We start from the raw sequence: 21,081 nt of genomic DNA, 5'->3' as shown, positions 1-21,081 counted from the left end.
AGGCGGTGAAAGGTCAGAGGTTGAGCAGGCGGAGGCGGGCCTGGTCGAGGCCGAGCAGGGATGGCACCGGTGCCTCCTCGGGCGCGGGCGTGAACTCTGCGGCGAGCCGGTCGTACAGCGTCCGGCGGTCGTCGGCGGACAGCCGCTCCAGGTGCTGGCCGAGTTCGCGCGCGTTCAGCTGGGCGCCCGCAGTGTTCGGGTTGGCGCCGTAGTTGACGACGCTGACGTCGCCTTTGTTGAGGGAGACCTCGAGGATGTCCCGCTGGTCGAAGTCGGGGCTCCACTGCTGGCGGGTGACCCAGAAGCCGAACGACATCTCGTCGACGTCTCCGCGCTCCATGGCGGAACGCAGGGCCTGAACGTGGGGGCTGGACGGGTCCAGGTCGGCCTCGGTGTGCAGGCCGGTTTCGTCCTCGGCCAGCCGCAGCGTGCCCGACTTCGTCCTTGCCAACGTCAAACCGGAGTGATTGACCAGGAATGGCACGTCCGCGCCCTCGCTGAGGGTCTTCTTGAACGCGCCGGAGCGGACGATCTCGGTGTAGGAGCCGGCCCAGTCCTCCATCTCGTAGCCCTGCTCCGTGACGGATGCGTAGCCGGTGAAGGTCAGCGTCTCGCCGCCGGTGCCGGACGGCTTGGACCGCAGCTCGACGCCCTGGAATGGCGTCGAACGGCGCTGGACGGTGGTGGGCCGTGCGGCCCGTGCGGACAGGTCCATGGCTCACTCTCCAGGGGGCATGGGGTCGGCGGGTGCGGCATCAGCACCGCTGTGGGCGCTGTTGAGCGGGGCGAAGATGTCGTCGCCGCCGTCGACCGGCGGGTAGTTCTCCTTGGCACGGGCCTCGTTGATCGTGATCACGCCCGAGGTGCGGCCCTGCGTGTAGGCAGCGAACCGGCCGGCCGTGTCCGTCCGCAGCAGGGCGGTGGTGTCCATCCGGGCGCTCGTCCCGCGCGGCAGCATTGCCGTCCACGCGTCCTCGAACGTCCCGATCCACGGCTCCAGCGTGTAGGCCAGGAACCCGAGGGACTGCTGTTCGATGCCGGAGCCCCACGACGTGGTGCGGTCGACCTGGCCGAGCATGTGCGGCGGGATCCCGTACAGCATCGCAATGTCCAGGGTCGCCGCAGCGCGCGTACCGAGGAACTGAGCGTCGTCCGGCGTGACCGAGATGCTCTGCCACTTCGCGCCGCCCGACAGGACGCCGATCGCATGGGCGTTCGACATGCCGGAATGGGAGGCCTCGAAGGCCTCCTTCATTTCGCGGGCGCTGGCCCTGTCGAGGTTGCCCTCGACGCTGATGATCCCGGACATGTGGGCGCCTTGCGAGAAGAACTTGCCGCCGAAGGTCTCGGCGGCCAGCCCCAGGCCGATGCAGTGCCGCGCGTACCCGACCGGTGACATCGCGGTCGGCTCGCCAGGCAGGCACATGCCCATGAGGTGGACCATGTCGGCTGCGTTCGGCACTGGCACGCGGTCGACCTCGTAGCAGCGCGAGCCGTCGTCGGCCCAGTCGACCTTCACCCGGTCCGGGTGGATGACAGCGAGCCGGTTCGGCCGGAGCAGCCAGTCCCGGCTCAGCACCATGGCGTAGGCGTTGCCGCGCAGGCCCAGCGACACCGCGAGCTGCTGGAAGCCGGACCTCCGGCTCAGGAAGCGAACGTCGTTGGCGCCGCCGAACGGGTCGGTCACGATCGTCGGCTGGTCCGGGACCGGCACCGTGATGCGGTCCTGGGGGCGCATGGCCCGGATCGGCAGGCCCGACACGGCAGTCGACAGGATCCGCACGCATGCCCACACGGCCGACAGCTGCAGCGCGGTCTGATCGGACACCGGTATGCCGGCCGAGGACAGGGCGGCCAGCGATCCGTTGGTGGGGATGCTGGAGTCGCCCCATTGCTGGATGACGCGGCGCTCGGCCGCGCGACGGAGGAGGCTCACCGGTCGATCACCCACCCGATCAACAGCAAGGCGGCACCGGCCACGGCCAGGCCCGCCACCGGGTGCAGCCACCACGCGGCGGCGTCCAGACAGGCCAGGCCGAGCAGGTCGACCACGTCGGAGATGAGACGGCGAGGACGCACGGGCACCTCCTACAGGTCGGCCCAGGACCAGAACTGGGGCGTCGGCTCGGGCTCGGGTTCCTGGACGGCGCGCTCCAGCGCCATCACGGCGGACACCGCGAGGTCGATCTTCCTGGGGCTGTGTTTGGCGTCCTTCGACAGCCGGGATCCTCTGCTGTCGGTCCTGATGACGCAGTTGGCGAGGTGCCGGGCGAGCCGTGGGTCTCCGGAGTGCGTGAGCGTCCGGTTCATCACCGCCTCGTAGAAGCGGGTCGTCGCCGGAATCATGCGGGCCGGGCTCTGGGGGAACTCGACAACCGGCAAGCCTTCCTCCTCCAGCACCTGGTACGTGCGGCCCCACCGGTACGGGTCACAGACGATCTCGCGCACGTTCCAACGTCGGCAGGCCTGCCGCAGCGCGTCCTCGACCTCGAGGATCGGTACCGTCCAGTCCTGGCCGGCCTCCTGGGGGCGCTCCCACGCCGCGACGACGTCCACGTGCGGTACCTCGGCGCACGACACCACGGTGATGGCCGTGGAGTCGCCGTTGAAGCTGCCGTCGAAGCCGATGCACACCTCGGCGCCGTCCTCGACCGGCCCGCCGGCCGTGCAGCCGTCCCAGGCGCCGGCCGGAAGCCACGCCTGCGCGGTGCTGACCCACTGGTTGAGGCGCTTGGTGCGGAACTCCGCCTCCGGCGTGCGCCGTACGGCGGCCTCGAAGTCCTCCGGGTCGATCAGGTCACCGAACGCCGGGTTCGCCGTCCGCCACACCCGCTGGTCACGGTGGTCCGCCTCGTCCGGGGCGCCCCACCAGGCCAGGAAGAACGCCGGGTCGACCTCCTCGCCCGAGGCGATCCGCTGCCCGTACTGGAACAGCCGGTAGCAGACGCTGTCCTGGCCAGTGCTGTCGGTCTTCACGCCCGCCGTGGTGATGGCGAACAGGAGCGGGTCGATCCGGGCACCCGCGGCCAGCGCCATGACGTTGAACAGCTCGTCGTTCGGCTGAACGTGCAGCTCGTCGAAGATCACCCGAGTCGGGGACAGGCCCTCCTTGGTGAACGCCTCCGCCGACAGGCATCGGTACACCGAGCCGGACGCCGGGACCTCGATCGCGTCCCGGTACACCTTGCACGCCTCGGCCAGGTCCGGGGAGTTCTCCACCATGCGGCGGGCGTCCCCGAATACGATCCGGGCCTGGTCGCGGTCGCCGGCGCACGAGTACACCTCGGCGCCCGCGCACTCGAACAAGCCGTCGAGCGCGATGCCCGCTGCGAGCCCGGACTTGCCGTTCTTGCGGGGCTCGCCCACCAGTGCCACCCGGTGGCGGCGCCGGCCGTCCTGGCGGCGGGCGAAGACGTGCCCGAGCAGCTTGCGCTGCCACGGACGCAGCGTCAGCGGCTGCCCCGACGCACCGGAGAAGGTGTCCCGAGTGATGGTGCACATCGCCTCGATGAACTCGGCGACGTGCTCGCCGTCCCCTCGGCGCACGTCCGCGGCCGCGACCGGGGTGAGGAAGCGGGGGGGCCAGCTACTGCGCGCGCGACTGCCTGCGCGCGAGGAGCTCGTCGAGCTTGCTGGCACGCTTCACCTCCGCGTAGCCCAGCCGGGCCCGGTCCGTCGGGGTGAAGCCGCACAGCGACTCGTAGCGGGTCATCTGCGCTTCCAGCGACCGCAGTTCTGACAGCAGCGGGTTCGCCCGCCGCTGCCCCATCGACCCAGTGACCATGTAGCCCTCTTCGGCGATGGCGTCGCGGATCGCTTCGCGCTCGTCGTGGGCCTCGCACAGTCGGGTCAGCAGGTCGAGGTCCGTCGTGGGCGACAGCCAGGCCTGCCCCGCGGTCCACAGCCGTTCCCACACCGCTTGGCCGCGCTCGGCGAGCGTGGCCGGCGGCGGCGGGATGTGCGCGACCGCGGCGAGCTGCACGACCGGCTCGGGGAGCGGCCGCTTCCCCGGGTTGCCGGTGCGGCGCTTACGTTCCGTGGGCGTCGGGGGTCGTCCTGCGGGCATGACCGCCACCCCCAAGAACGACCAAGGTCAAAAACGGGCCGAATTCCGCGTCGCTGCGTGGGGGCTGGGGGGCCGGGTCCGAAGACGATCATGAACTGTACTTTTGACCCGCCCCCGGTCGCCCTCGCTCACCGCGACGACCATCACTCACCGTGACAGTCGAGCCTTCGGTCACTGGTCACGCTTGCGGCTGTTGCATGAGCGGCACAGCACACACACGTTCTCCGGCTCGCTGGTTCCACCGCGAGCGAGAGGGACACGGTGGTCTGCGGTGAGGTCGGTGCTGGCGTGCGCCGGCACACCCCAGCCAGGACACCAGTCACCATGCTCGGCGCGGTGGAGGGCTACTGCTGCCCGAGCCACGCGCTGCCACTTGCTGTCGTAGCCACGCTGTGTGGCACTGCCACGCAGCTGGTTCTGCCTGGCCTGCCACGCTGCCTGGTCCTGGTCGCATCGGCTCGCGTTGCGGGTGAGCTTGCGGCAGTCGAGGCAGGGGCGTTGACGTCGTTGCACGCTCGCCTCCCTCAACCGTGGCGCTCGGGTGGGGTGGAATTTGAGGTGGCACCCCATGCCCCAGCGTGGGCAGTGGGGTAGCACCCCACGCGTTGCCCCACCCCCTGCGTTGACCCCCCGGGTCAGACGGCTACGGTCCGGCCGGCGCGCTTGCGGGTCTTGGCTTCGGCGCGGGCTATGGTCATCTGCCGGTAGAGGGGGCGGTCGTGGTCGTCGAGGCCGTCGGGTTGTATGAGGCCGCGGCGTTTCCACTGCCGGATGGTGGCCGGGTCGACGCCGGCGAGGCGGGCAGATTCGGGGCCGGTGAGGAGGGGATCCACGTCATCTCCCGGGAATGCCGAAGGGCCCGACCGGAGTCGGGCCCTTCGTGACGTAGGCGCACGTGTAGTGCTGGCAGCAGCGTGACACAAGCGCCGATCTTGTGCAAGCGGCGTGCTGGTCAGCCGTCGGACGGCTCGTCGTCGTTGCTGGTCTTGCGTGGCTTTCCGTCGCCGTTGGCGTAGGCCATGATGTCGGTCTCCCTGCTCTGTGTTGGGTGGTGGAGGGCCCGGGGCGGCCGGCGGCTGGCAGGCTGTGGCGGCCGCCCCGGGGCGAGGTCAGGCGGTGCCGACGCTCAGGGCTTCGACGGCCCAGGCCTCACCGCGGTTGGCAGCATCAGCAACGGTCCGGCTGATCGCGGGCCAGGCCGGCTGGTCGTTGCGTTCGGCGTCGAGCCCGATGTCGACGAGGTGCGCGGCGGTGGTGTCGGTGAGGCTGTAGGTCCGCTGAAGGATGGCGATCATGGCGCCGCGGGCGGCAGCCTGGTCGGCGGTCATTGGGTGTCTCCTCAGTTCGTGGTGTGGGGCGGTCAGGCAGGCTGTGTGGCCGATCCGGGGGCGTCAGTTGGCCGTGCGGACCCTGGAGGCCTCGACGGTGCCACCGGGGTGCTGGGCGGAGGCGGCGGCTTCGGCTCCGGCAAGGAGCTGGTCGGCGCTGACCCCGGCGGGGCCGATGCCGTCTCCGGAGTAGGTGACGAGCTCGCCGCTGGCGGTGCGGATGTCGACCTGGGCCTCGTAGCGCTGGGTGTTGGTCATGGTGGTCTCCTCGGGTGCGTGGTCAGTAGGCGCTGGGGTTGGTGTGCATCGGGTCGTCGGCGCAGTCGGCGGCCCAGCACTTGTGGGTGTGGCAGGTGGTTCGGTCGTCGGCGTGCATGCCGGCGTCCTCGGCGGCGTCGTCCGCAGCGAGGGCGGCAGCGAGGTTCTGGTTCATGGCGGTCTCCGTCCGGTTCAGCGGTCGACAGGGTGGCAGGTGTGGCCGTTCTCGGCCCACCACCCGCAGATGGGGCAGAGGTAGGCGGCGAGCTTGCGGATGATGGTCACGAGGCGTTCTCCCATTCGATGACGGAGATGTTCGGGCTGTCGGGGTCGTCCTTGATCCAGAACCCCTTCTCGACTGCTGCTGCCGAGCGTTGTTGCTGTTGTTGTTGCTGGTCAGAGGCGCCAACAACGCCCGAGAGGGGTGGGAGAGAGGGGTGGGGGAGCGGGGGTACGTCGCGGAGGTAGATGCCGGTGCTGCTGCGGCGGCCGGGGACGCGGCAGGCGGTGGTGGGGATGCCAGCCTCGGCGAGGAGGGCCCGGATGGGGGCGGTGTCCGCACCCTCTTCGCCGGTCCATGCAGTGGCGATCTGGGCGAGGTGAATGCGGTCGTCCCGGCCGGGGGTCGTGCCGGGCATGAGGTCGTGGAGGAGGGCGAGGAACTCGGCGCTCTCGTCGACCTCGTCGGGCTCGGTCGCTTCGGTCGCTTCCGGATTGGAAGCGGGCGCTTCCAACGCCGCCTTCGCGGGGGCGTGGTCGGGGGCGCCAGCCTTCCACGCGGCCCACGTCCACAGGGCTGCGGCGCCGGTGGGGAGGAGGGGCTGGTGGTGGGCGGCGTCGAGGAGGCCGGGGCCGCCCTTCCACAGGAACACTCCCCCGAGCACCTTGGTCCAGAGGCTGGTTCGGCCGAGGCGCCGGGCGATCTCGGCCGATCCGGTGGAAAGCCGTTCGGCGGCCCGGCGCTGGATGGTGGTCACCGGCCGAGGCTGGTCTGGGTGATGGTGGTACCGGTCTGGTCGGCGGTGCTCTTGACCTGGCCGAGGAGGGAGCCGACGATCCCGCTGCCGCCGTAGAGGCAGACGGTCATGACGACCGTGGCGATGATCGCTTTCTTGGTCTCGTCGCTGAGGCCGCCGGCCTTCGAGCGCCACTTGACGATGAGGGCGGTGGCGATGATGAGTCCGACGATGAGGGCGCCGCCCTGGGCGCCGCTGACCTCGACGTTGGGCGCCTGGTCGGGGGCGGCGAGCTGGTACTGGGCGGCGGTGTCGATGGCGGCGGCGAGGTAGTGGTTCATGGCGGTGGCCTTTCAGCTGAACAGGTACGGGAGGAGGAGCAGGACGGCGACGGCTAGGCCGAGCCAGCGGAGCCAGGCGCCGAGGATGGCCTTGATGCTCTTGGGGATGAGCATCAGGAGGAGCAGGAGGGCGAAGGGCAGCGCTTCGGGCCCGAGGGGATAGGGCGGCATTTCAGCTCCGGAGGAGGAGGGGGAGTGCGGCGATGATGAGGGCGGTCCAGGCGCCGGCGGCGTCGATGAGGAGCAGGACGCGGTAGCCGCGGGCCGTGCGTGCGGTCAGCACGGCGAGCGCGAGCAGGGCGGGGACCGCCCACCAGAGGGCGGACACGGGGTGCCCCTTCAACCGACTCGGCGGGCGATGCGCTTGACGGTGTCCGCCTTGGCGTCGGCGTGGACGTACCGGACGAGCGCGAAGAGCGTGTCCTCGTCGGTGACGCCCTTGCGGACAAGGTGCCGGACAGTGTCCGTAATGTTGTCCGTGTCGCGGCGCTCGTCGAGGTCGTGCAGGGTCGCTGACCTGCTGTCCGTCTGTCCGGACACGGCGCGGACAGTGTCCTCATCGGTGTCGATGCGGGCGTGAACGAGCCGGTCGACGATCTCGCGCGGGGTGGCGCCGGGCATGGTTGCGATGGCGGCGAGGATGGCGCCTCGGACAACCGGATCGACGCTGTCCACGCGCTGTCCGCGGGGCTTGTCCGGGTCGGGGCCGGGCTCGATCGCGGGTGTCTGGTAGGCGGCGTGCATGTCCGCAGTGGCGCCTTCGACCCGGGCGAGTTCACGGGTGACGGCGGCGGTGGCGAGGCGGGCGTGGGCGGCGGAGAGCCGGGCCTCGACCCACTGCTGGGAGCGGTCGTCGAGGTCGACGCTGAAGTGCCGCATGCTCATGGTCCACATGCCCTTGGCGAGGGCGGAGACGAGTGCGCCGATGGCGCCGACGACGATGGCGCCGTGCCCGCCTTGGAGGATGCCGTGGGTGCAGACGGCGGCCATGGCGATGACGAGGGCGACGTAGCCGGCCTTCATGGGGCCAGCGGCCTTGCGCCGGTCGTAGCGGGCGAGCCACTCCAGGGCCATGCAGCTGATCCACGCGAGGTCGAAGACTCCGGCGGCGCCGTAGCCGATGACGGGGTGGACGGTGCGGGCGAGGAGGTCGCCGATGCTGGCGGTGGACCAGGCAATGCTGCCTGCCACGGTGAGGGCAGTGGCCCCGGTGACGGCTCCGCGGACGAGCCGGTCCCACTCGCGGGGCGGGATGGGTACGGCGGTGGTGTACCGCTCGGTGACCATCTCGGTGACGCCGTTGATGGTGTGCGGGACGACGCGTTCCTGCTGCACCTGCCGGGCGCGCCGAAAGGTACTGTTCTGGTGGGCCATGGGAGTTGCGTCTCCTGTGGTCTAGGGCCTGGACCGGGGCTGCTATCCCCGTGTCTGGGCCCGCTCTGTTTGTGGGCTACAGGTGCTGGTCGATGAGGCGGCGGATGACGGCGGATCGGCTGCCGCCGTTGGCGGCCTGCGTGAGCTTGGCGAGCTGGGGCCCGTAGAGGGTGATGCCGCCGATGACCTTCTTTGCGGGCGGCTCGGGCGTGCCGGGGTTCACCGGCTTGGCGTCGGTGTGCATATGCACAGACTAGCTTGCTGTGCATATGCACGCAAGTGCTTCCGCTCGACTACTGCATATGCAGCCCATACGCTGGGCGAATGGTCAGCCGCGCGAAGGACACCCACACCACGAACCGGGTCATGCGCCTGGACGACGAGGACTGGGATGACCTCGGCGCGAGGGCCGGCGTCCGCCAACGTGCCGCGGTCGTCCGCGCCCTGATCCGCTGGTACCTCCGTCGCCCCGGCGCCGAACTGCCCGAGCGCCCGCCGGCCCCGAAGGACTCGGCGGGCGCCTGACGTCACGCCGCGCCGAGGACGGCCAGGTACTGCTCGATGCGCCAGGCGACATCGTCGGGACGCAGGACGGTGCGGCAGTTGTCGTTGCCGCATTCGGCGTCCTGGCCGTCCTGCTGGGAGAGAGACAGGAGTCCGCACCGCGGGCAGGGAAGCTGGAGTGCGCGCCGGCGGGGGCGGATGGCGGCGAGCCGGTCGAGGGTGCGCCAGATGTCATGGATCTCGGTGGCGTATTCGTCGGCCCACAGCTGCTGGACGGTCCAGGCGAGGATGTCGCGCCGGCCGAGGTAGGCAAGGAGATCGCCGAGGCGGCCGGAGTCGGGGCCGCCGAGGGTGCTCTCCTCGACGTGGATCCTGGCCCAGGCGGTGAGGGTGCCGATGAGGGGGACGGTGCCGTCCTGGTCGCGGTGCGAGTCGTGGACGTCGCCGGGAGCGGCGGGGCCGAGGTAGCTGGCGATGTGGATGCGGAGGGGTGCGGGCGGGGTGCGGGTGGCGCCGGAGACGCGGGCTCCCGGGCGGCTGGCGGGGGCGGCGACGTCGAGTTTGGCCCAGGCGGCGAGGTGCGGGATCTCGCGCAGCTCGCGGGCGAGGCGGCTGGCGTCGGCGAAGTCGAGCATGTCGGGTCTCCGGTGTGTTGCGGTCGGGCAGGTCAGTGGCGGTCGTCGGGGCGCTGGCGGCAGTTCCATGTCTCAGCGGCCCGCCGGTAGTTGGCCTCCGCTGCTGCGTAGTTCTTGGCGGCCTGGGCCCAGTTCGCTTCGGCCTCGCGGGTGAGCCGGGCCGTCCGCGCCGTGGCGACGATCGCGCCGATCAGGCAGATGACGGTGACTGCGAGGCAAACGATCCCGATCACGTGGCTCTCCTGGGCTGGTAGTCGGCGAGGTCGCGGATGACGTCGCGGATGGGGCGGGGCGGGGGGTCGAGGGGCCAGTCCTCGCTGTCGTCGTCGAAGAGGTGGACCGCGTCCCAGCCGTCCCATTCGTCGTCGGGGCAGGTCATGCTGCGGTCTGGTCGAGTGCGGCCTGGAGGTTGGCTTCGGCCTGGCGGGCGCGGCCGTCGGCGCGGCGGAGTGCGGCGCCGGTGCCGGCGAGGGTTGCGCGGGTCTTGAGGAGTTCGGCGCGCTGGCTCTCGATGACCTGCTCGTAGTCGGCGGTGAGGGCGCGGAGCCGGTCGATCTCGGCGCGCTGCCGGGCTGCGGCCTGCTGGTCGAGGCGGCCAACGGAGGCGGCTTTGAGAGCGTTACCGAGGGCGTTGAGGCCTGTGCGGAGGCGGTAGGCCTCGGCAGGGGTGAGGGTGCGGCGGCCGGCGGTGTCGGCGAGGATCCCGATCTGTTCGAGGGTGGGGACGTCGCGTGCGGGGTCGGGTCTGGTCACCATGTCCAGTCCTCCTGTTGCGGGTCGGGGATGTCGAGGTGGGCGATGATGGCGGCGAACTGGTCGTCCGCCTGGGCCTGCTGGTCCTCGTCGCGTTGTTGGCGGGTGTCGAGGTGGCCGAGGAGTGTGATCCCGAGGCCGGCGCCGAGGAGGGCGCCGGCCAGGACGAGCAGCGGGTCGAGGGTCACGCGGTGGGCTCGCCGCGCTGGACGGGCTCGGCGTCGTGGCCGTCGGCGTGGTGCCGGTCGTGGGCCCACCAGCCACCAGTCGGGCAGTTGATGTAGCCGACCGGCCCGGTGCACACGGCGCAGGTGACCTGCATGGCGTTGACGCGGTCGCGGAGGCGGGCGATCTCGGCGAGCATGGCGGGCACGTCGTCGGCGATGGGGTGGGCGGGGCAGGCGCTCGGCAGGGTGAGATTGGCCAGGTTGTTGTCGTACCTGGTCTGGATGGCGTGGGTATCGAGCGGCGGGCGGTGGTTGGTCGGCTTGCCCGCGACGCCAGCGGCGGTGCGCTTCACCCACTCACGGACGTCGGCGAGCGCGTCGTGCCTGAGCTCGCGCATGTAGGCGGCCAGGTCGGCGGGGGCGATGGTGCCGCCGTCTTCGACGGCTTCCCGCACGTAACCGGTCAGCTCGGCCCAGGCGCCGCTGTAGGTGGGCTGCGGCACGGTGCGTTCCAGGCCGAGGGCGAGTGCTGCGGCGGCCCAGGCGCGCTGGATGCGGTCGCCGAGTTGGTCCCAGGTAGGCATCGGGCGGCCGTCGTGGGTGAGGCCGCCGGTGGCGGCGCCGTAGGCCTCGTAGGCGATCTGGGCGGGAGTCTGGTGGTCCACGGGTGCTCCTCGGGGTGGTGAGGGCCTGCCGCCGGGTGACGGCCAGTCCCAGGCGGGTCAGGCGCAGTTGGCGGCGAGGATCCAGCCCGGGGCGGGCATGTCCTCGCTCCGGCGTCCGAGACCGCCCCACGCGACCCGAAGGCGTGCGTCCCAGTGGTCGGTCTGGACCGGGTGCAGTTCGTCGGCGGAGATGGCGCTGGGGTGGCCCAGGTCGGCGTCGCGGTAGTACGCCGTCAGGTAGCGGGTGCCGCCCGACCAGGTGCCGGCCCAGGCGTGGCCGAGGTCGGACAGGTAGGAGTTGGCGTTGATGGCGGCGTCGACCTGGTCGTCCTCGATGTCGTCGGGGAGCGCGATGCCGTAGATCAGGCTGGCGCTGGTCTGGGTTCCCACGGTGGTCTCCTCGGGTTGGGGCCGCCCGCGGGTGGCGGGCGGCGTCGGGCGTCAGGCAGCTACGGGCATCGGTTCGGGGACGTAGCCGGGTCGGAAGGCGCTACCCCAGTCCTTGAGGAACTCCCGGCCGATGTACTCGGTGTAGGCGGGAGGAATGGCCTCGGTGAGTTCTTCGTGGACGTCGGTCCAGGTGATGTCCATGGCCTGCTGCATCTCGGCGACGTTTCCTTTGCCGCCGCCCTTGCCGTACGCGGCGATGTAGGGGCCTTCGCGCCACACGCCGTGGCGCCATCCGCGCACCGGGCCACGGTGCTTGGGGTGCGGGATCTGGACGGGCTCGCCGCCCCACCACTCGATCTCGAAGTGCCGGTGCCGGATCACGCCAAGGCCGAACATCTCGCCGCAGAGGGTGAGGTCCTTCCGGAGCGTCGAGCCGGAGACGTTCTCCATGACCCACGGCACGCCGTACCACCGGCACAGGTCCCGCATCTGCGGGATGAGGTCGATGTACGACCGCCCGGCGTTGGTGCCTTTGGTGAGGGCGGTGTGGGCTTGGCAGGGCGGGGAGGCGTGGACGAGGTCGTGGTCCTGGCACATCTCGCGCATGGCGTCGAGGGCGTCGCCCTCGATGAAGCGAAAGGGGTAGCGGGGGCGGGGGCGGATGTCGACTCCGGTGACGTCGAAGCCGGCTCGGTGGTAGCCCATGCCGGCGCCGCCGGAGCAGCAGAACAGGTCGAGAACGCGGGGGCGACGCGGCATGGTGGCGGTTCCTCAGCTGGTCGTGGCGTGGGCGACGTTGTCGGCGTCGCGGTCGATCTCGTGGGCGGCCGGGCAGTGGCAGGCCATGAACGAGGTGTCGGCGTCGCCGTGGTCGGGGCAGTAGCGGCGGAGCATCGCGGCGGCGTCGCGCATGCCGGCCGCGCGTGCCTCGTCGCGTTCGGTGCGGAGGCGTGCGACTTCGGCGAGGAGGTCGCCGAGTGCGCTGTACGGGCCGATGGCCGCAAGGCTGGTACTGGCACCAAGTTCGGCGTACTGGTCGCGGATCTCCTGCTCGCGGGCCGGATCGAGCCACCAGCCAGCGGACGGCGGGGTGCCGGTCACCGTGCACCGCTGGCGGCACGCTTCTGGCGCTCGATGCGGATGGCCTGCAGTTCGTTGCAGATCTGGTCGTATCGCGAGCGGGCGCGATTGAGGGTCTGGCGGGCGTCCTCGGCGTCGGCGCGGAGGCGGCGCTCACGCTCGTCGAGGTCGGTGTCGGTGGGCGGCGGGGTGCCAGTCACCGGACATCGCCGTCCAGCGCGGTGACGACCGGCTGGCCGTTGTCGAGCACGGGCTCCCACTCGTCGCCGAGTTCCAGGCCGCCGCCGTTGCGACTGTTGGTGCAGTGGTGGCAGAGGGTCGGACCGCCCTCGTAGGCCACGTGCTCCAAGGCGAGTTCGGCGATCTGCTCGGGGGTGGCGTCGTCGGGGGCGTCGATCTCGACGCTGGTGCTGGCGTAGGTGGTCAGCGGGACGCTGTAGCGGGGCATTCGTCTCTCCGTGGTGGGTGTGGCGGGGCGGCCAGTGGGTGCCGGCCGCCCGGGGGTGGGTGGTCAGTCCTCGGGCTCGTCGTTGTCGCGCTCGTAGGTGGTGACCCAGACGGTCACGCCGTCGATCTCGGCGCTGGCGCGGTGCTGGGCGGAGAGGAGGTAGCCCTCGTCCACGGTCGGGTCGGTGTCCATAGCGCGGGCCCAGGTGGCGACGGCGTCGGTCGAGCCGTCGATCAGGACCAGTTCCAGGAGGGGCGCGGCGTTACCGGTGCCGTCGGTGCCGCAGGCGTGGATCAGCTCGATGGGCAGCGTGGGGTGTTGGGCGAGGATCTGGTTGGCGACGCGGGCGGCGGTGAGGGAGCGTTCGGCGTCGGCGAGGAGGCTGCTGGGGGTGGCGGCGGTGGCCATCGGTGGGCTCCTGTGGTGGTCGTGGCGGCCCTGTGGGCGGCTTTGGGGCGCGGGGTGGGCTGGTGGTCCGGTGCGGGGCTGCGGGCGCGTCAGGCGCGCCGCGTGGGGCCGCTGGGGTGGTCGTTGGCCACGGTCTCGGCGATGGCGGTGATGACGCGGGCCGGGACGTCGGCGATGAACGGGATGCTGTAGGCGCCGTCAGCGCCGTCCAGGCCGCTGTCCCCGTTGTCGTTGGAGGCGACCCAGAGAGCGCTGCCCTTGCGGAGACAGCCGTCGGGTCCTTCGGTCCAGCCACGCTTGAGGAGCATGCGGCGGACGTCGAGTCGCTGGGACATGGGGTGGTCCTCTCGGGATCAGACAGGCCGCGTGGGGCCGCTGGGGGCGGGCTCGCCGTTGGCCGCGGCGCGGACCGCAGCAACCCACTCGGGCACGGGCAACGGGTGTTCCCAGCGGGTGGCCTGCTTCTCGGCGGCGTCGCACACCGCGCCGACGGCGTCGAGGCGGCGGTTCAGCTCGGCCGTCTCCTCGGCGATGGTGGGTTCGACGCCGACGTACAGGGCGCGCTCGGCTTCCAGCTCCCGGACCCGAGCGAGCAGGGCGTCGTTCTGCCGGGTGAGCCCGCCGACGACAGCAATGGTGTCGGTGTCCCCGCGCTGGCCAGCGAAGTTGAGGACGGACTCGGCGGCTCGCCAGTCCATGCCGTCGGGGGTGGGCACGTCGGTGGGCTGCCATTCGCCGTCGCGGTACGCCTCGGTGACGCCGATGGTGCGCCGGTAGCGGATCGTGGTGTTGGCGACGTCCCGGCCCTGGTGCCAGTTGTCGCGGTGGCCGCGAGGCAGTTCGCACCTGAGGAGCAGGTGCCAGTGGGTGGACGGGCAGCGGGTCTGATCCCCGTCGGCGGCCTCGGGCTGGGTGTTCATCGGGTGGTCTCCTCAGGCGGCGGGTTGGTTGGTGAGCCAGGTGTCAAGGCGGGATGGGTGGCTGCCCTCGGCGACGGGGCGGCCGGTGGTGCGGCCGATGCAGGGGGTGCCTGCCTTGGCGCGGCAGTAGTCGAGGGGGCAGGGGATGGCCCATTCGGGCGGGCGTTCGCGGCGGCGGAAGCCGGCTGGCGGCGGGGCGCCCATCACGCGGCCCGGCGTCGGTCGCGGCCGGCCATGACGACGACGTCGGTCATCTCGGTGAGGCGGCTGACGATGCGGTCGCCGAGGACGACGTCGAGGCCCGGCCCGACGATGCGGCCTTCCCTGTCCCGGGGGGCTTCAGTGGGGTAGTTCGACGTGAAGATCGTCGGCCTGCAGGCGTTGTAGCGCTCGTTGATGAGCCGGTAGGTGATCTCCTCGACCCACTCGCTGGCCTTGGCGGATCCGAGGTCGTCGAGGAGGAGGAGCGGGATTCGGGCGAGCCGGTTGAGGCCGGACTCGGTGCCGGCGTCGGATCCGCCGGGGCGGAGTCGGCCGTACATGTCGGCGGCGGTGGTGGCGATGATCTCGTACCGGGACGGGCCGGCTTCGGCGATCATCCGGAGGGCGGCCCATGCCTGGTGGGTCTTGCCGGTTCCGGTGGTGCCGGTCAGGAGAAGGGAGCGGGCGTCGGCCGGATCGGCGGCGACCTGCTGAGCCCAGGTGGCGACGACCTCGTCGGTGACGATGCGGGCGTTGGCATATCGGGGCGGGACGGCGGCCTCCCAGCGGGCGAGGGCGAACTCAGCGCGGGCCCTGCGGTGGTACTCGGGGTGGCCGGGCTGGTCGGGGCTGGGCACGTCGTCAACGGTGCCGCGGTCGGGGAGGTTGATGCCGCGGGCGTCGAGGCGGGCGCGGAGAGCGGCCATGGCGGCGTCGGGGTTCATGCGCTGGGGCTCGGGCATCGGGGCTACCAGCCGTTCTTGTACACGGAGGGGTCTTGGTTGGCGTAGGGCTGCCAGCCCTGGTGGCCACCGCCGGCAACTGCTCGAAGCGGGGGGCGTTCAGCGTCGGCCGAGGGCAACGGCGGGAGTTGGCACCAGCCGGGGAGGAAGAAGCGGGCCGAGTCGACGTCGCCGCGTTGGCGGTCCCAGACACGTCGGGCGTACTCAACGAGAGCCGGGATGCCCGACTTCTTGATCGCGGCGTCGAGCCTGAGCCACTCGCCGGAGTTGAAGGGCCAGCGGACGACAACACCAGCGAGGGTGAGTTGGTCGGAGAGCGGTCGGGCGAAAGCGGGGAACCCGTCCGCGTCGATCGCTCTCTCACTCGTGGGTGCTGGGTATGGAGAGTGTGTACCGGATTCCGAACCACTAGCGGTTCGAGATCCGAACCACTCTGTGCCGGATTCCGAACCACTAGCGTGATCATGGTCCGAGGCTTGCGGTTCGGAATCCGAACCACTGTGATGAGCTTGCGGTTCGGAATCCGGCACACTAGCCGGAGGGCTTGGGGCGCCCAGCGGTCCGCGATCCGAACCGCTAACGACGGCTCCTCGGGCGTATCCGACTGCTTTCGGCAGCCGGTACAACGCCGGCCGAGTGCCCTTTCCGGCCTGCACCAACTCCAGTTCGCCCGACTCCAAGGCCGTCTGCACGGCGTCCCTGACGACCGATCGGCCCGCGTTCAGCGCGCCCATGAACTCGGAGTAGCTGACCCGCACCTCGCACGCCGGAGTCCGCACGCGGTCGGCGACAGCCAGCAGCGCGATCCGCGGGTTCCCTCGGGACTGGGAGTGCTTCCACACCCAGTCCATGGCGTCCAGGGTCACGGTGCCTCTTCTCGGTAGTGCGGGTGGTTGGTGGCCTGGGGCGGGGGACGGTCACCCCGCCCCAGGCAGCTGGCGGGTCAGGCCGTCAGGACTCGCAGCCGCTGGTCGGCGAGTTCGCGGACGGTGCAGCGCGGGAGGTCCTGCCGGACCGGCTGTCCGTGCTCGTCCCACGTGATGTAGCCGAGGGCGTGCTCGACGGTCTGCTCGGGGTCGACCATGCCGGCCAGGACCACGACCAGGGCGCGGAGTTCGTCGGGGCTCAGGTAGTTGATGTGGTTGCCGATGTCCCAGGCCCCGCCGTCGCCGTGGACGATCGCGGCCAGGCGGGCGGCCTTGAACACCATGCGCTCCGTCGTGGTGACGAGGTCAGTGCTCACGACTCGTCCTCGACGATCTCGCCGTCTATCGGGCCCTCGTCGTACGGCTCGGCCGGGACGGACCGCCTGGACGTTTCGGGCGCGGCCGTCACCTCGACGGTCTGCCGCTCGGTGCTCGAAGGCACCCACTTCTCCAGCTCATGGAGCGCGGTCTTGAGCCACATCGACTCGGGCCAGCGCTTCCAGGGCGACGACGGCTTGTCCCAGCCGCGGGACTCCCGCATGTGCCGTTCGACCTGGGAGCGGTTCAGTCGGACGACTCTCGAGAGCGAGCCGTCCTTCATCTGCGCGTATGCGTAGACGCGGACCAGCGGGCCGGGGTCTTCGCCGTCCCACGGGGTGTGGTCCGGGACGGAATTCGGGCCGGGCTTGAAGTGGTACTCGTCGCGCTCGTACACGACTTCGGCGGTGATGGAGGCAACGGCACCGGCGCGATAGATCCGGTCGATCTTGCCCCGGTAGCCCTCGATACCCTGCACTTCCGACCCAAACGGCACCAGGTAGAAGGAGGGGGTTCCGGGCTCGTGTCCGAGCCTGGCGCACTCGAGGAGCGCGGCCATGAACGATCCGGGGTTCCGGGCGGCGACCTGCTGGAGGTTCCGGTCGCGGCGGAGGACGCCCTGGGCGAGGCGGACCCACGTTTCGGGCTTGATGTGGGACGGCAGGACCATGGTGAAGTCGCCGCGGTACTGCTCGACGAGGGCGCTGGGCCCGTTGTCCCGGCGCTCCAGGGCGCTGGCGATGGTCTCGGTCATGCGGCACTCCTACGGTCGTCGCGGCGGCGGTTGTTCTCGGCGCGGGTGACCGGCTCGAGGTGGTGCGGGTTGACGCAGTGCCGGACCGAGCACAGGTGGTCGATGGTGAGGCCGTCCGGGATCGGGCCGACGAGCAGCTCGTAGGCGACTCGGTGCGCGAGCCGGACGGTCTTGCGGACTCGGATGGAGCCGTAGCCGGTTGGCATGATCGCCCCAATCCAGGGCCAGCACTCGTCCGGGCCGCGACGGTCGACCTTCGCCATCAGCTGGGCGTGCAGGTCTCCGACGATGCGGAGCGGCGTGTTCGGCTGGACGTCGCCGTGGCGCTGCCAGCGGCGGTAGTGCGATGCGCACCAGGTGCGCTTGGCTGCCGGGTTGACACACCCCGGCACGCTGCATTCGGTCATGCGGTACTCCGGTCTCGTGCGGGCTGGAGGCTGTGGGTGTGGCCGTCGCGGACGGTTCGGGTGGCGACGAGCTGGCCGTCGGTGCGGGCCCGGCGGCCGTCGCCGATCCGGTCGAGGATGCGGCTGCGGCACTCGGCGAGCTCGGTCTCGGCGGCGGCGTGGGCGTCGATGGCCGCGAAGTAGCGGTCGCGCAGAGCGGCGTCGATCTCGACGTCGATGTCCTGCATGCCGTCGGGGAGTTGGCGGATCGCCTGGTAGGTGGCGGAGTGACCGTCGATGTCCGGGCGGCGGCCGGCTTCGACGTCGTCGAGGAACGCGCGGGCGCTCTTGCGGAGGAGCTCGGCCTCGTCGGCGTCCCACTCGATGGGGTAGGTGCGGTAGTCGTGGCCGGCGATGAGCACGGCGACGGTGGCGCGGGTGAGGCCGAGGGTGTCGAGCTGCCACATCACCTGGCACCGGTAGTACACGGGGATGCCGAGCGGGTCCCCGTCCGGGCCCCAGCCTTCCCCCGTGGGGGAGAACTTGAGCTCGAGGACCTCGGTGTCGGCGATCGTCCACGCGACGTAGAGGACGCGGGGGACGATGAGCCGGTCCGGGGTGCAGCGCTGCCACGGCCGGTCCCGGTGCCGCCACGTGCCGGTGGGTAGGGCCATCCGCTCCGGGTGGCAGTCCTCCCACTTCTCGGTGATCGTCGGCTCGTGCCGTGTCCCCCACTCCATCTCGGAGGACACGGTGAACTGGTCCGACGTCTCGCCGCGGAGCCGGTGGTAGAGCGACAGGCGGGACTCCCACGGGGACAGGCCCATCACGGCGGCGATGCGGGTGGCGGTGATGACCGGGCCCGTACGGGCCGCGTCCCACTCCGGGGTGCCCGGCACGAGGTGGCCGAGCAGGACGCCGGTCGGGGTCGGGGTAGTCCTCACGCCGCCGCCTTCGAGATGCCGCCGGCGTTGATGGTGGCGAGCACCTTGTCGTCGTAGCCGAGCGCGTTGTTGAGCTGGCGGAGGGCGCCCTCGCGGTCGCGCCGCAGCAGCTCGTTCTCGCGGCGCAGGCGGGCGTTGTCGGCGACGACCTGGGCGTGGCCGTCGCAGATGCCCTGGCGGAAGTCGGTGAGCGCCTGCTCGGCGTTCTGCGTGCGGCCGGCCTCGACGCGGAGCATGGACTCCAGGCGCATGATGTGCTCGCGGTCGCGGCGGTGTTCGGCCTGCAGGAGGCGGATCGCGGCGGACTGGTCGGGCGCCTCGGGCCGGGGCCGGCGGTGGAACAGGGCGGCGAAGAGCTGCATCAGGACTCCCGGTTGGTGCGCTGGCGGGGGAAGCGGGCGAGGTGTCGGCGCTCGGCCTCCTCGGCGGTGGGCGGCACGAACGTGTGCCAGCCGGGACCGGGCATCCAGCCCTTGATGTGGTCGTTGCGCGGCAGGTCGCACTCCGCGCAGCGCGTCGGGTCGGCGGCGGTCACTTCACACCGTCCTTCGACGTGGGGGCGTGGAGCGCGGCGAGGACGAGCAGCGCGGCATCCTGCGCGGTGTCGGTGTGGGCGATGCTCGTCCCGATGACGGCCTCATACAGGCCGCCGTGTTCGGCGACGACGCCGATGCGCTGGTCATTCGCGGGGTTGACGAGCGCCCAGTAGGTGCCGGCCGGGGTCTGACCCCGCGACACCCACACCGACGTGTCCGCGATGACCCCCTCGGTGACGCCGAGGACGGCGGAGATGTCGGAGATGACGGTAGGCTTCATGTCGGCCTACCTCCTTTCTCTGCTGAGTTGGTTGATCGGTGGGCTGCAGGGCTCTCGTCCGGGTGCCACCGGGCGGGAGCTGACCTGTTTCAGGCCGCTTTCTGTGCGGCGGGGCGCTTGCTTGACTCCGACCGGCGGGTCTGGCCCGGCATCAGTCGGAAGATCTGGGCGAGCTGTCGAGCCGTCTCGGGGCTCGGCGTTCCGATGACGTCGATCAGCCGGACGCCGGCCATCAGCTGGCCGCCACGACGATCAGCGGGACGCCGTTCCTGCTCGCGTCGGTCCGTTCGACCGGCGACCAGAGGACCAAGAGGTCGACGCCGATTCGGCTGCATACAGCGCTTGCGCGCTCGAAGGTCGCGGTCTCCTGGCTGCCGTTCAGCAACTCGCCGATGTGGCTGTAGTGGCAGCCCGCATGCCTGGCGAGGTCTCGCACGGTGGTGTGGGTCCCGTCTCCGGTGTGCTTCATGAGCCTCCGAAGAAGCTCGGGGTCCCTGAGCCTCCACCGCGTAGTGGACACGCTGGACAAGGTTCCTCCCGAAGAGTTCTTCCCCGAGCGGGGATGAACAGAGCTTTGCACGGGAGGAACGACTTGTCTAGTTCACGGGAAAGGTCGAGTCCTTGCGGGCTGCTTGATGACGTGAACACGGTCACATGACTCAATGCGCCCCTAGCGCTCCACTCCCGGGGGATAGACAATTTGTCCCCGGCGCGGAACGCACGCCACGATGACCAGTACGTCCAGTGAGACGCGAGTGCCACCAGGTAGACGCAGCCGCGGAAGGTAGCGAGATGATGGATGTCATGACCGACACGAAGGTTGGCGAGCTCTCTCGCCTGTGCAAGAGCCGGCGCGAGGAGCTCGGCCTGTCCATGGCACAGCTTTCCGCCGATTCCGGAGACCCCCAGATGTCGGCGTCGTGGGTGACGCGGCTGGAGAACGGGCAGCTTCGCGACATCCCGCGGCGGGAACGCCTCGCGTACCTTGCTCGGGGCCTCAAGCTCTCCTACCAGACGGTTGCGCGAGCAGCGGCCCGCCAGTTCCTGGACGTCGAGGAGGAGGGCTCCTGGTCGTCGGACGGGACCGTGCGTGTGGTGGTCGATCGCATGGGCGAAATGAGCGAGACAGGCCGGCAGGAGCTTGCTCAGATCGCAGAGATGTTTTCGCGCAGGCCTGGCGACGGTTCGGGCACATGAGGATTCATCACGTCCGCATCTAGCGGTTGTCAGTGGTGCGCGACATGATGTCTGAGCCGCCTGGGGGCGCCAACGTATGCACCCTGGCTCTGCCGTGCCCTCACGCGGCAGGGCCTCTCAAGAACGGGGGCCGTGTGCCGCACCTCAATGACCGATCTCCCCTTGTGCGGATAGAGGTGGCCGACCACCTTCCCGACGGCCGACTGGTGGCCCGCGTCGAAGCACCGCATCAGACAGTCTTCCTCGTCAACGGCGAGAAGCTGCCGCCCGGTATGGACCCGTTTCTACGGGAGTTCGAAGACGTGATGCGCGAGGCGGTCGAGACCCAGTGGGAGCGCAACCCGCTTCCCCCGCCCTACGAGGACGACGAAACTGAAGACGGTACGGAGTAGGCAACCCGAGAACGCCCCGTCCCGCTGGTGACCCAGCGTGACGGGGCTCTTTTTTGGAGGCACGATGTCTCAGTGGAAACATATGGGCACGACGATCTTCGCCGAGATGTC

Annotated in this window: 43 protein-coding genes; 3 read left to right on the top strand and 40 right to left on the bottom strand. The window is 70.8% G+C overall.

Features of this window, described 5'->3' with window-relative positions:
* Positions 1 to 13: 13 nt before the first annotated feature.
* The 16 genes from ACIBEC_RS43700 to ACIBEC_RS43625 form a co-directional block, all read right to left on the bottom strand.
* Positions 14 to 715 carry an HK97 family phage prohead protease gene (locus ACIBEC_RS43700; protein ID WP_396290512.1) on the bottom strand — a complete coding sequence of 234 codons (702 nt, stop codon included), beginning with the start codon at positions 713 to 715 and terminating at the stop codon, positions 14 to 16.
* Between the two features lie 3 nt (positions 716 to 718).
* Positions 719 to 1,936 carry a phage portal protein gene (locus ACIBEC_RS43695; RefSeq protein ID WP_396290510.1) on the bottom strand — a complete coding sequence of 406 codons (1,218 nt, stop codon included), beginning with the start codon at positions 1,934 to 1,936 and terminating at the stop codon, positions 719 to 721.
* Positions 1,933 to 2,079: a hypothetical protein gene (locus ACIBEC_RS43690; RefSeq protein ID WP_396290508.1), complete on the bottom strand. Its 147-nt coding sequence runs from the start codon at positions 2,077 to 2,079 to the stop codon at positions 1,933 to 1,935. The genes ACIBEC_RS43695 and ACIBEC_RS43690 overlap by 4 nt, the downstream gene beginning before the upstream one ends.
* A 9-nt stretch (positions 2,080 to 2,088) precedes the next feature.
* Positions 2,089 to 3,546: a terminase large subunit domain-containing protein gene (locus ACIBEC_RS43685; protein ID WP_396290506.1), complete on the bottom strand. Its 1,458-nt coding sequence runs from the start codon at positions 3,544 to 3,546 to the stop codon at positions 2,089 to 2,091.
* A gap of 40 nt (positions 3,547 to 3,586) precedes the next feature.
* Positions 3,587 to 4,066, bottom strand: coding sequence for a phage terminase small subunit P27 family (locus ACIBEC_RS43680; protein ID WP_396290504.1), 480 nt, complete (start codon positions 4,064 to 4,066; stop codon positions 3,587 to 3,589).
* A gap of 171 nt (positions 4,067 to 4,237) precedes the next feature.
* Entirely contained in the window at positions 4,238 to 4,636 is a 399-nt protein-coding gene (locus tag ACIBEC_RS43675; RefSeq protein ID WP_396290502.1) for an HNH endonuclease, read from the bottom strand.
* A 65-nt stretch (positions 4,637 to 4,701) separates the two neighbouring features.
* Entirely contained in the window at positions 4,702 to 4,899 is a 198-nt protein-coding gene (locus ACIBEC_RS43670; RefSeq protein ID WP_396290500.1) for a MerR family transcriptional regulator, read from the bottom strand.
* A 276-nt stretch (positions 4,900 to 5,175) separates the two neighbouring features.
* Entirely contained in the window at positions 5,176 to 5,394 is a 219-nt protein-coding gene (locus tag ACIBEC_RS43665) for a hypothetical protein (protein ID WP_396290498.1), read from the bottom strand.
* 63 nt (positions 5,395 to 5,457) lie between these two features.
* Entirely contained in the window at positions 5,458 to 5,652 is a 195-nt protein-coding gene (locus tag ACIBEC_RS43660; RefSeq protein WP_396290496.1) for a hypothetical protein, read from the bottom strand.
* Between the two features lie 22 nt (positions 5,653 to 5,674).
* A complete protein-coding gene (locus tag ACIBEC_RS43655; RefSeq protein ID WP_396290494.1) occupies positions 5,675 to 5,827 on the bottom strand; it encodes a hypothetical protein in 153 nt (50 codons plus the stop codon).
* Positions 5,828 to 5,933: 106 nt separating this feature from the next.
* Positions 5,934 to 6,629, bottom strand: a complete 696-nt coding sequence (locus ACIBEC_RS43650) for a hypothetical protein (RefSeq protein WP_396290492.1) — start codon at positions 6,627 to 6,629, stop codon at positions 5,934 to 5,936.
* Entirely contained in the window at positions 6,626 to 6,949 is a 324-nt protein-coding gene (locus tag ACIBEC_RS43645) for a hypothetical protein (protein ID WP_396290490.1), read from the bottom strand. Before ACIBEC_RS43645 ends, ACIBEC_RS43650 begins: the two co-directional genes overlap by 4 nt.
* Positions 6,950 to 6,961: 12 nt before the next feature.
* Positions 6,962 to 7,120: a hypothetical protein gene (locus ACIBEC_RS43640; protein ID WP_396290488.1), complete on the bottom strand. Its 159-nt coding sequence runs from the start codon at positions 7,118 to 7,120 to the stop codon at positions 6,962 to 6,964.
* Between the two features lies 1 nt (position 7,121).
* Complete coding sequence (locus tag ACIBEC_RS43635) at positions 7,122 to 7,277, bottom strand: hypothetical protein (RefSeq protein WP_396290486.1); 156 nt, start codon at positions 7,275 to 7,277, stop codon at positions 7,122 to 7,124.
* A gap of 11 nt (positions 7,278 to 7,288) precedes the next feature.
* Entirely contained in the window at positions 7,289 to 8,323 is a 1,035-nt protein-coding gene (locus tag ACIBEC_RS43630; protein ID WP_396290485.1) for a protein transporter Sec31, read from the bottom strand.
* A 76-nt stretch (positions 8,324 to 8,399) separates the two neighbouring features.
* Positions 8,400 to 8,567 carry a hypothetical protein gene (locus ACIBEC_RS43625; protein ID WP_396290483.1) on the bottom strand — a complete coding sequence of 56 codons (168 nt, stop codon included), beginning with the start codon at positions 8,565 to 8,567 and terminating at the stop codon, positions 8,400 to 8,402.
* 80 nt (positions 8,568 to 8,647) lie between these two features.
* Between ACIBEC_RS43625 and ACIBEC_RS43620 the strand changes: the two genes are divergently transcribed.
* Positions 8,648 to 8,848, top strand: a complete 201-nt coding sequence (locus tag ACIBEC_RS43620) for a hypothetical protein (protein WP_396290481.1) — start codon at positions 8,648 to 8,650, stop codon at positions 8,846 to 8,848.
* Between the two features lie 2 nt (positions 8,849 to 8,850).
* On the opposite strand, the gene ACIBEC_RS43615 is transcribed toward ACIBEC_RS43620, so the two are convergent.
* The 24 genes from ACIBEC_RS43615 to ACIBEC_RS43500 all read right to left on the bottom strand — a co-directional run bounded on the left by ACIBEC_RS43615 (position 8,851) and on the right by ACIBEC_RS43500 (position 19,850).
* On the bottom strand, positions 8,851 to 9,462 hold the full coding sequence (locus tag ACIBEC_RS43615) for a hypothetical protein (RefSeq protein ID WP_396290480.1): 612 nt from the start codon (positions 9,460 to 9,462) through the stop codon (positions 8,851 to 8,853).
* 32 nt (positions 9,463 to 9,494) lie between these two features.
* Positions 9,495 to 9,695, bottom strand: coding sequence for a hypothetical protein (locus ACIBEC_RS43610; RefSeq protein WP_396290479.1), 201 nt, complete (start codon positions 9,693 to 9,695; stop codon positions 9,495 to 9,497).
* A complete protein-coding gene (locus tag ACIBEC_RS43605) occupies positions 9,692 to 9,841 on the bottom strand; it encodes a hypothetical protein (protein ID WP_396290477.1) in 150 nt (49 codons plus the stop codon). The genes ACIBEC_RS43610 and ACIBEC_RS43605 overlap by 4 nt, the downstream gene beginning before the upstream one ends.
* Positions 9,838 to 10,218: a hypothetical protein gene (locus tag ACIBEC_RS43600; protein WP_396290476.1), complete on the bottom strand. Its 381-nt coding sequence runs from the start codon at positions 10,216 to 10,218 to the stop codon at positions 9,838 to 9,840. The genes ACIBEC_RS43605 and ACIBEC_RS43600 overlap by 4 nt, the downstream gene beginning before the upstream one ends.
* A complete protein-coding gene (locus ACIBEC_RS43595; RefSeq protein ID WP_396290474.1) occupies positions 10,212 to 10,403 on the bottom strand; it encodes a hypothetical protein in 192 nt (63 codons plus the stop codon). Before ACIBEC_RS43595 ends, ACIBEC_RS43600 begins: the two co-directional genes overlap by 7 nt.
* The gene (locus ACIBEC_RS43590; protein ID WP_396290473.1) at positions 10,400 to 11,047 is read right to left on the bottom strand and encodes a hypothetical protein; all 648 of its coding nucleotides are present in this window, start codon (positions 11,045 to 11,047) and stop codon (positions 10,400 to 10,402) included. Before ACIBEC_RS43590 ends, ACIBEC_RS43595 begins: the two co-directional genes overlap by 4 nt.
* Before the next feature lie 57 nt (positions 11,048 to 11,104).
* The gene (locus tag ACIBEC_RS43585; RefSeq protein ID WP_396290471.1) at positions 11,105 to 11,437 is read right to left on the bottom strand and encodes a hypothetical protein; all 333 of its coding nucleotides are present in this window, start codon (positions 11,435 to 11,437) and stop codon (positions 11,105 to 11,107) included.
* 51 nt (positions 11,438 to 11,488) lie between these two features.
* Positions 11,489 to 12,196: a DNA methylase gene (locus tag ACIBEC_RS43580; protein WP_396290469.1), complete on the bottom strand. Its 708-nt coding sequence runs from the start codon at positions 12,194 to 12,196 to the stop codon at positions 11,489 to 11,491.
* Positions 12,197 to 12,208: 12 nt separating this feature from the next.
* A complete protein-coding gene (locus ACIBEC_RS43575; protein WP_396290467.1) occupies positions 12,209 to 12,538 on the bottom strand; it encodes a hypothetical protein in 330 nt (109 codons plus the stop codon).
* Entirely contained in the window at positions 12,535 to 12,717 is a 183-nt protein-coding gene (locus ACIBEC_RS43570) for a hypothetical protein (protein ID WP_396290466.1), read from the bottom strand. Before ACIBEC_RS43570 ends, ACIBEC_RS43575 begins: the two co-directional genes overlap by 4 nt.
* A complete protein-coding gene (locus ACIBEC_RS43565; RefSeq protein WP_396290464.1) occupies positions 12,714 to 12,965 on the bottom strand; it encodes a hypothetical protein in 252 nt (83 codons plus the stop codon). The genes ACIBEC_RS43570 and ACIBEC_RS43565 overlap by 4 nt, the downstream gene beginning before the upstream one ends.
* A gap of 63 nt (positions 12,966 to 13,028) precedes the next feature.
* Complete coding sequence (locus tag ACIBEC_RS43560; protein WP_396290462.1) at positions 13,029 to 13,373, bottom strand: hypothetical protein; 345 nt, start codon at positions 13,371 to 13,373, stop codon at positions 13,029 to 13,031.
* A gap of 89 nt (positions 13,374 to 13,462) precedes the next feature.
* Positions 13,463 to 13,708, bottom strand: coding sequence for a hypothetical protein (locus ACIBEC_RS43555; RefSeq protein WP_396290461.1), 246 nt, complete (start codon positions 13,706 to 13,708; stop codon positions 13,463 to 13,465).
* Between the two features lie 18 nt (positions 13,709 to 13,726).
* On the bottom strand, positions 13,727 to 14,293 hold the full coding sequence (locus ACIBEC_RS43550) for a hypothetical protein (RefSeq protein WP_396290459.1): 567 nt from the start codon (positions 14,291 to 14,293) through the stop codon (positions 13,727 to 13,729).
* Positions 14,294 to 14,305: 12 nt separating this feature from the next.
* On the bottom strand, positions 14,306 to 14,500 hold the full coding sequence (locus ACIBEC_RS43545; protein ID WP_396290457.1) for a hypothetical protein: 195 nt from the start codon (positions 14,498 to 14,500) through the stop codon (positions 14,306 to 14,308).
* Positions 14,497 to 15,237, bottom strand: coding sequence for an ATP-binding protein (locus tag ACIBEC_RS43540; protein ID WP_396290455.1), 741 nt, complete (start codon positions 15,235 to 15,237; stop codon positions 14,497 to 14,499). Before ACIBEC_RS43540 ends, ACIBEC_RS43545 begins: the two co-directional genes overlap by 4 nt.
* 943 nt (positions 15,238 to 16,180) lie before the next feature.
* Positions 16,181 to 16,480 carry a hypothetical protein gene (locus tag ACIBEC_RS43535; protein ID WP_396290453.1) on the bottom strand — a complete coding sequence of 100 codons (300 nt, stop codon included), beginning with the start codon at positions 16,478 to 16,480 and terminating at the stop codon, positions 16,181 to 16,183.
* Positions 16,477 to 17,235: a recombinase RecT gene (locus tag ACIBEC_RS43530; protein WP_396290451.1), complete on the bottom strand. Its 759-nt coding sequence runs from the start codon at positions 17,233 to 17,235 to the stop codon at positions 16,477 to 16,479. The genes ACIBEC_RS43535 and ACIBEC_RS43530 overlap by 4 nt, the downstream gene beginning before the upstream one ends.
* Positions 17,232 to 17,642, bottom strand: a complete 411-nt coding sequence (locus tag ACIBEC_RS43525; protein ID WP_396290449.1) for an HNH endonuclease signature motif containing protein — start codon at positions 17,640 to 17,642, stop codon at positions 17,232 to 17,234. Before ACIBEC_RS43525 ends, ACIBEC_RS43530 begins: the two co-directional genes overlap by 4 nt.
* Complete coding sequence (locus tag ACIBEC_RS43520; protein ID WP_396290447.1) at positions 17,639 to 18,565, bottom strand: YqaJ viral recombinase family protein; 927 nt, start codon at positions 18,563 to 18,565, stop codon at positions 17,639 to 17,641. The genes ACIBEC_RS43525 and ACIBEC_RS43520 overlap by 4 nt, the downstream gene beginning before the upstream one ends.
* Positions 18,562 to 18,927 carry a hypothetical protein gene (locus tag ACIBEC_RS43515; protein WP_396290445.1) on the bottom strand — a complete coding sequence of 122 codons (366 nt, stop codon included), beginning with the start codon at positions 18,925 to 18,927 and terminating at the stop codon, positions 18,562 to 18,564. The genes ACIBEC_RS43520 and ACIBEC_RS43515 overlap by 4 nt, the downstream gene beginning before the upstream one ends.
* Complete coding sequence (locus tag ACIBEC_RS43510; protein ID WP_396290443.1) at positions 18,927 to 19,100, bottom strand: hypothetical protein; 174 nt, start codon at positions 19,098 to 19,100, stop codon at positions 18,927 to 18,929. Before ACIBEC_RS43510 ends, ACIBEC_RS43515 begins: the two co-directional genes overlap by 1 nt.
* On the bottom strand, positions 19,097 to 19,381 hold the full coding sequence (locus ACIBEC_RS43505; RefSeq protein ID WP_396290441.1) for a hypothetical protein: 285 nt from the start codon (positions 19,379 to 19,381) through the stop codon (positions 19,097 to 19,099). Before ACIBEC_RS43505 ends, ACIBEC_RS43510 begins: the two co-directional genes overlap by 4 nt.
* A 232-nt stretch (positions 19,382 to 19,613) precedes the next feature.
* Positions 19,614 to 19,850, bottom strand: a complete 237-nt coding sequence (locus ACIBEC_RS43500) for a hypothetical protein (RefSeq protein WP_396290439.1) — start codon at positions 19,848 to 19,850, stop codon at positions 19,614 to 19,616.
* Positions 19,851 to 20,185: 335 nt separating this feature from the next.
* On the opposite strand from ACIBEC_RS43500, the gene ACIBEC_RS43495 reads away from it, so the two are divergent.
* Both ACIBEC_RS43495 and ACIBEC_RS43490 read left to right on the top strand, forming a co-directional pair.
* A complete protein-coding gene (locus tag ACIBEC_RS43495) occupies positions 20,186 to 20,578 on the top strand; it encodes a helix-turn-helix domain-containing protein (RefSeq protein ID WP_396290437.1) in 393 nt (130 codons plus the stop codon).
* 176 nt (positions 20,579 to 20,754) lie between these two features.
* A complete protein-coding gene (locus tag ACIBEC_RS43490; protein WP_396290435.1) occupies positions 20,755 to 20,970 on the top strand; it encodes a hypothetical protein in 216 nt (71 codons plus the stop codon).
* Positions 20,971 to 21,081 lie beyond the last annotated feature (111 nt).

Source organism: Kitasatospora sp. NPDC051164, from assembly GCF_044455625.1.
Taxonomy (GTDB): Bacteria; Actinomycetota; Actinomycetes; order Streptomycetales; family Streptomycetaceae; genus Kitasatospora.
Note: the sequence above shows the minus strand (reverse complement) of the source record. Positions and strands in the feature narration are given on the sequence as shown.

What these genes read in the sequence shown, in the direction of transcription:
- ACIBEC_RS43700 (WP_396290512.1), bottom strand. Translation starts at nt 715, where the DNA reads ATGGACCTGTCCGCACGGGCCGCACGGCCCACCACCGTCCAGCGCCGT.
- ACIBEC_RS43680 (WP_396290504.1), bottom strand. Translation starts at nt 4,066, where the DNA reads ATGCCCGCAGGACGACCCCCGACGCCCACGGAACGTAAGCGCCGCACC.
- ACIBEC_RS43675 (WP_396290502.1), bottom strand. Translation starts at nt 4,636, where the DNA reads ATGGGGTGCCACCTCAAATTCCACCCCACCCGAGCGCCACGGTTGAGG.
- ACIBEC_RS43665 (WP_396290498.1), bottom strand. Translation starts at nt 5,394, where the DNA reads ATGACCGCCGACCAGGCTGCCGCCCGCGGCGCCATGATCGCCATCCTT.
- ACIBEC_RS43660 (WP_396290496.1), bottom strand. Translation starts at nt 5,652, where the DNA reads ATGACCAACACCCAGCGCTACGAGGCCCAGGTCGACATCCGCACCGCC.
- ACIBEC_RS43655 (WP_396290494.1), bottom strand. Translation starts at nt 5,827, where the DNA reads ATGAACCAGAACCTCGCTGCCGCCCTCGCTGCGGACGACGCCGCCGAG.
- ACIBEC_RS43645 (WP_396290490.1), bottom strand. Translation starts at nt 6,949, where the DNA reads ATGAACCACTACCTCGCCGCCGCCATCGACACCGCCGCCCAGTACCAG.
- ACIBEC_RS43640 (WP_396290488.1), bottom strand. Translation starts at nt 7,120, where the DNA reads ATGCCGCCCTATCCCCTCGGGCCCGAAGCGCTGCCCTTCGCCCTCCTG.
- ACIBEC_RS43630 (WP_396290485.1), bottom strand. Translation starts at nt 8,323, where the DNA reads ATGGCCCACCAGAACAGTACCTTTCGGCGCGCCCGGCAGGTGCAGCAG.
- ACIBEC_RS43625 (WP_396290483.1), bottom strand. Translation starts at nt 8,567, where the DNA reads ATGCACACCGACGCCAAGCCGGTGAACCCCGGCACGCCCGAGCCGCCC.
- ACIBEC_RS43620 (WP_396290481.1), top strand. Translation starts at nt 8,648, where the DNA reads ATGGTCAGCCGCGCGAAGGACACCCACACCACGAACCGGGTCATGCGC.
- ACIBEC_RS43615 (WP_396290480.1), bottom strand. Translation starts at nt 9,462, where the DNA reads ATGCTCGACTTCGCCGACGCCAGCCGCCTCGCCCGCGAGCTGCGCGAG.
- ACIBEC_RS43605 (WP_396290477.1), bottom strand. Translation starts at nt 9,841, where the DNA reads ATGACCTGCCCCGACGACGAATGGGACGGCTGGGACGCGGTCCACCTC.
- ACIBEC_RS43600 (WP_396290476.1), bottom strand. Translation starts at nt 10,218, where the DNA reads ATGGTGACCAGACCCGACCCCGCACGCGACGTCCCCACCCTCGAACAG.
- ACIBEC_RS43580 (WP_396290469.1), bottom strand. Translation starts at nt 12,196, where the DNA reads ATGCCGCGTCGCCCCCGCGTTCTCGACCTGTTCTGCTGCTCCGGCGGC.
- ACIBEC_RS43565 (WP_396290464.1), bottom strand. Translation starts at nt 12,965, where the DNA reads ATGCCCCGCTACAGCGTCCCGCTGACCACCTACGCCAGCACCAGCGTC.
- ACIBEC_RS43560 (WP_396290462.1), bottom strand. Translation starts at nt 13,373, where the DNA reads ATGGCCACCGCCGCCACCCCCAGCAGCCTCCTCGCCGACGCCGAACGC.
- ACIBEC_RS43555 (WP_396290461.1), bottom strand. Translation starts at nt 13,708, where the DNA reads ATGTCCCAGCGACTCGACGTCCGCCGCATGCTCCTCAAGCGTGGCTGG.
- ACIBEC_RS43550 (WP_396290459.1), bottom strand. Translation starts at nt 14,293, where the DNA reads ATGAACACCCAGCCCGAGGCCGCCGACGGGGATCAGACCCGCTGCCCG.
- ACIBEC_RS43540 (WP_396290455.1), bottom strand. Translation starts at nt 15,237, where the DNA reads ATGCCCGAGCCCCAGCGCATGAACCCCGACGCCGCCATGGCCGCTCTC.
- ACIBEC_RS43530 (WP_396290451.1), bottom strand. Translation starts at nt 17,235, where the DNA reads ATGACCGAGACCATCGCCAGCGCCCTGGAGCGCCGGGACAACGGGCCC.
- ACIBEC_RS43525 (WP_396290449.1), bottom strand. Translation starts at nt 17,642, where the DNA reads ATGACCGAATGCAGCGTGCCGGGGTGTGTCAACCCGGCAGCCAAGCGC.
- ACIBEC_RS43515 (WP_396290445.1), bottom strand. Translation starts at nt 18,927, where the DNA reads ATGCAGCTCTTCGCCGCCCTGTTCCACCGCCGGCCCCGGCCCGAGGCG.
- ACIBEC_RS43505 (WP_396290441.1), bottom strand. Translation starts at nt 19,381, where the DNA reads ATGAAGCCTACCGTCATCTCCGACATCTCCGCCGTCCTCGGCGTCACC.
- ACIBEC_RS43500 (WP_396290439.1), bottom strand. Translation starts at nt 19,850, where the DNA reads ATGAAGCACACCGGAGACGGGACCCACACCACCGTGCGAGACCTCGCC.
- ACIBEC_RS43495 (WP_396290437.1), top strand. Translation starts at nt 20,186, where the DNA reads ATGACCGACACGAAGGTTGGCGAGCTCTCTCGCCTGTGCAAGAGCCGG.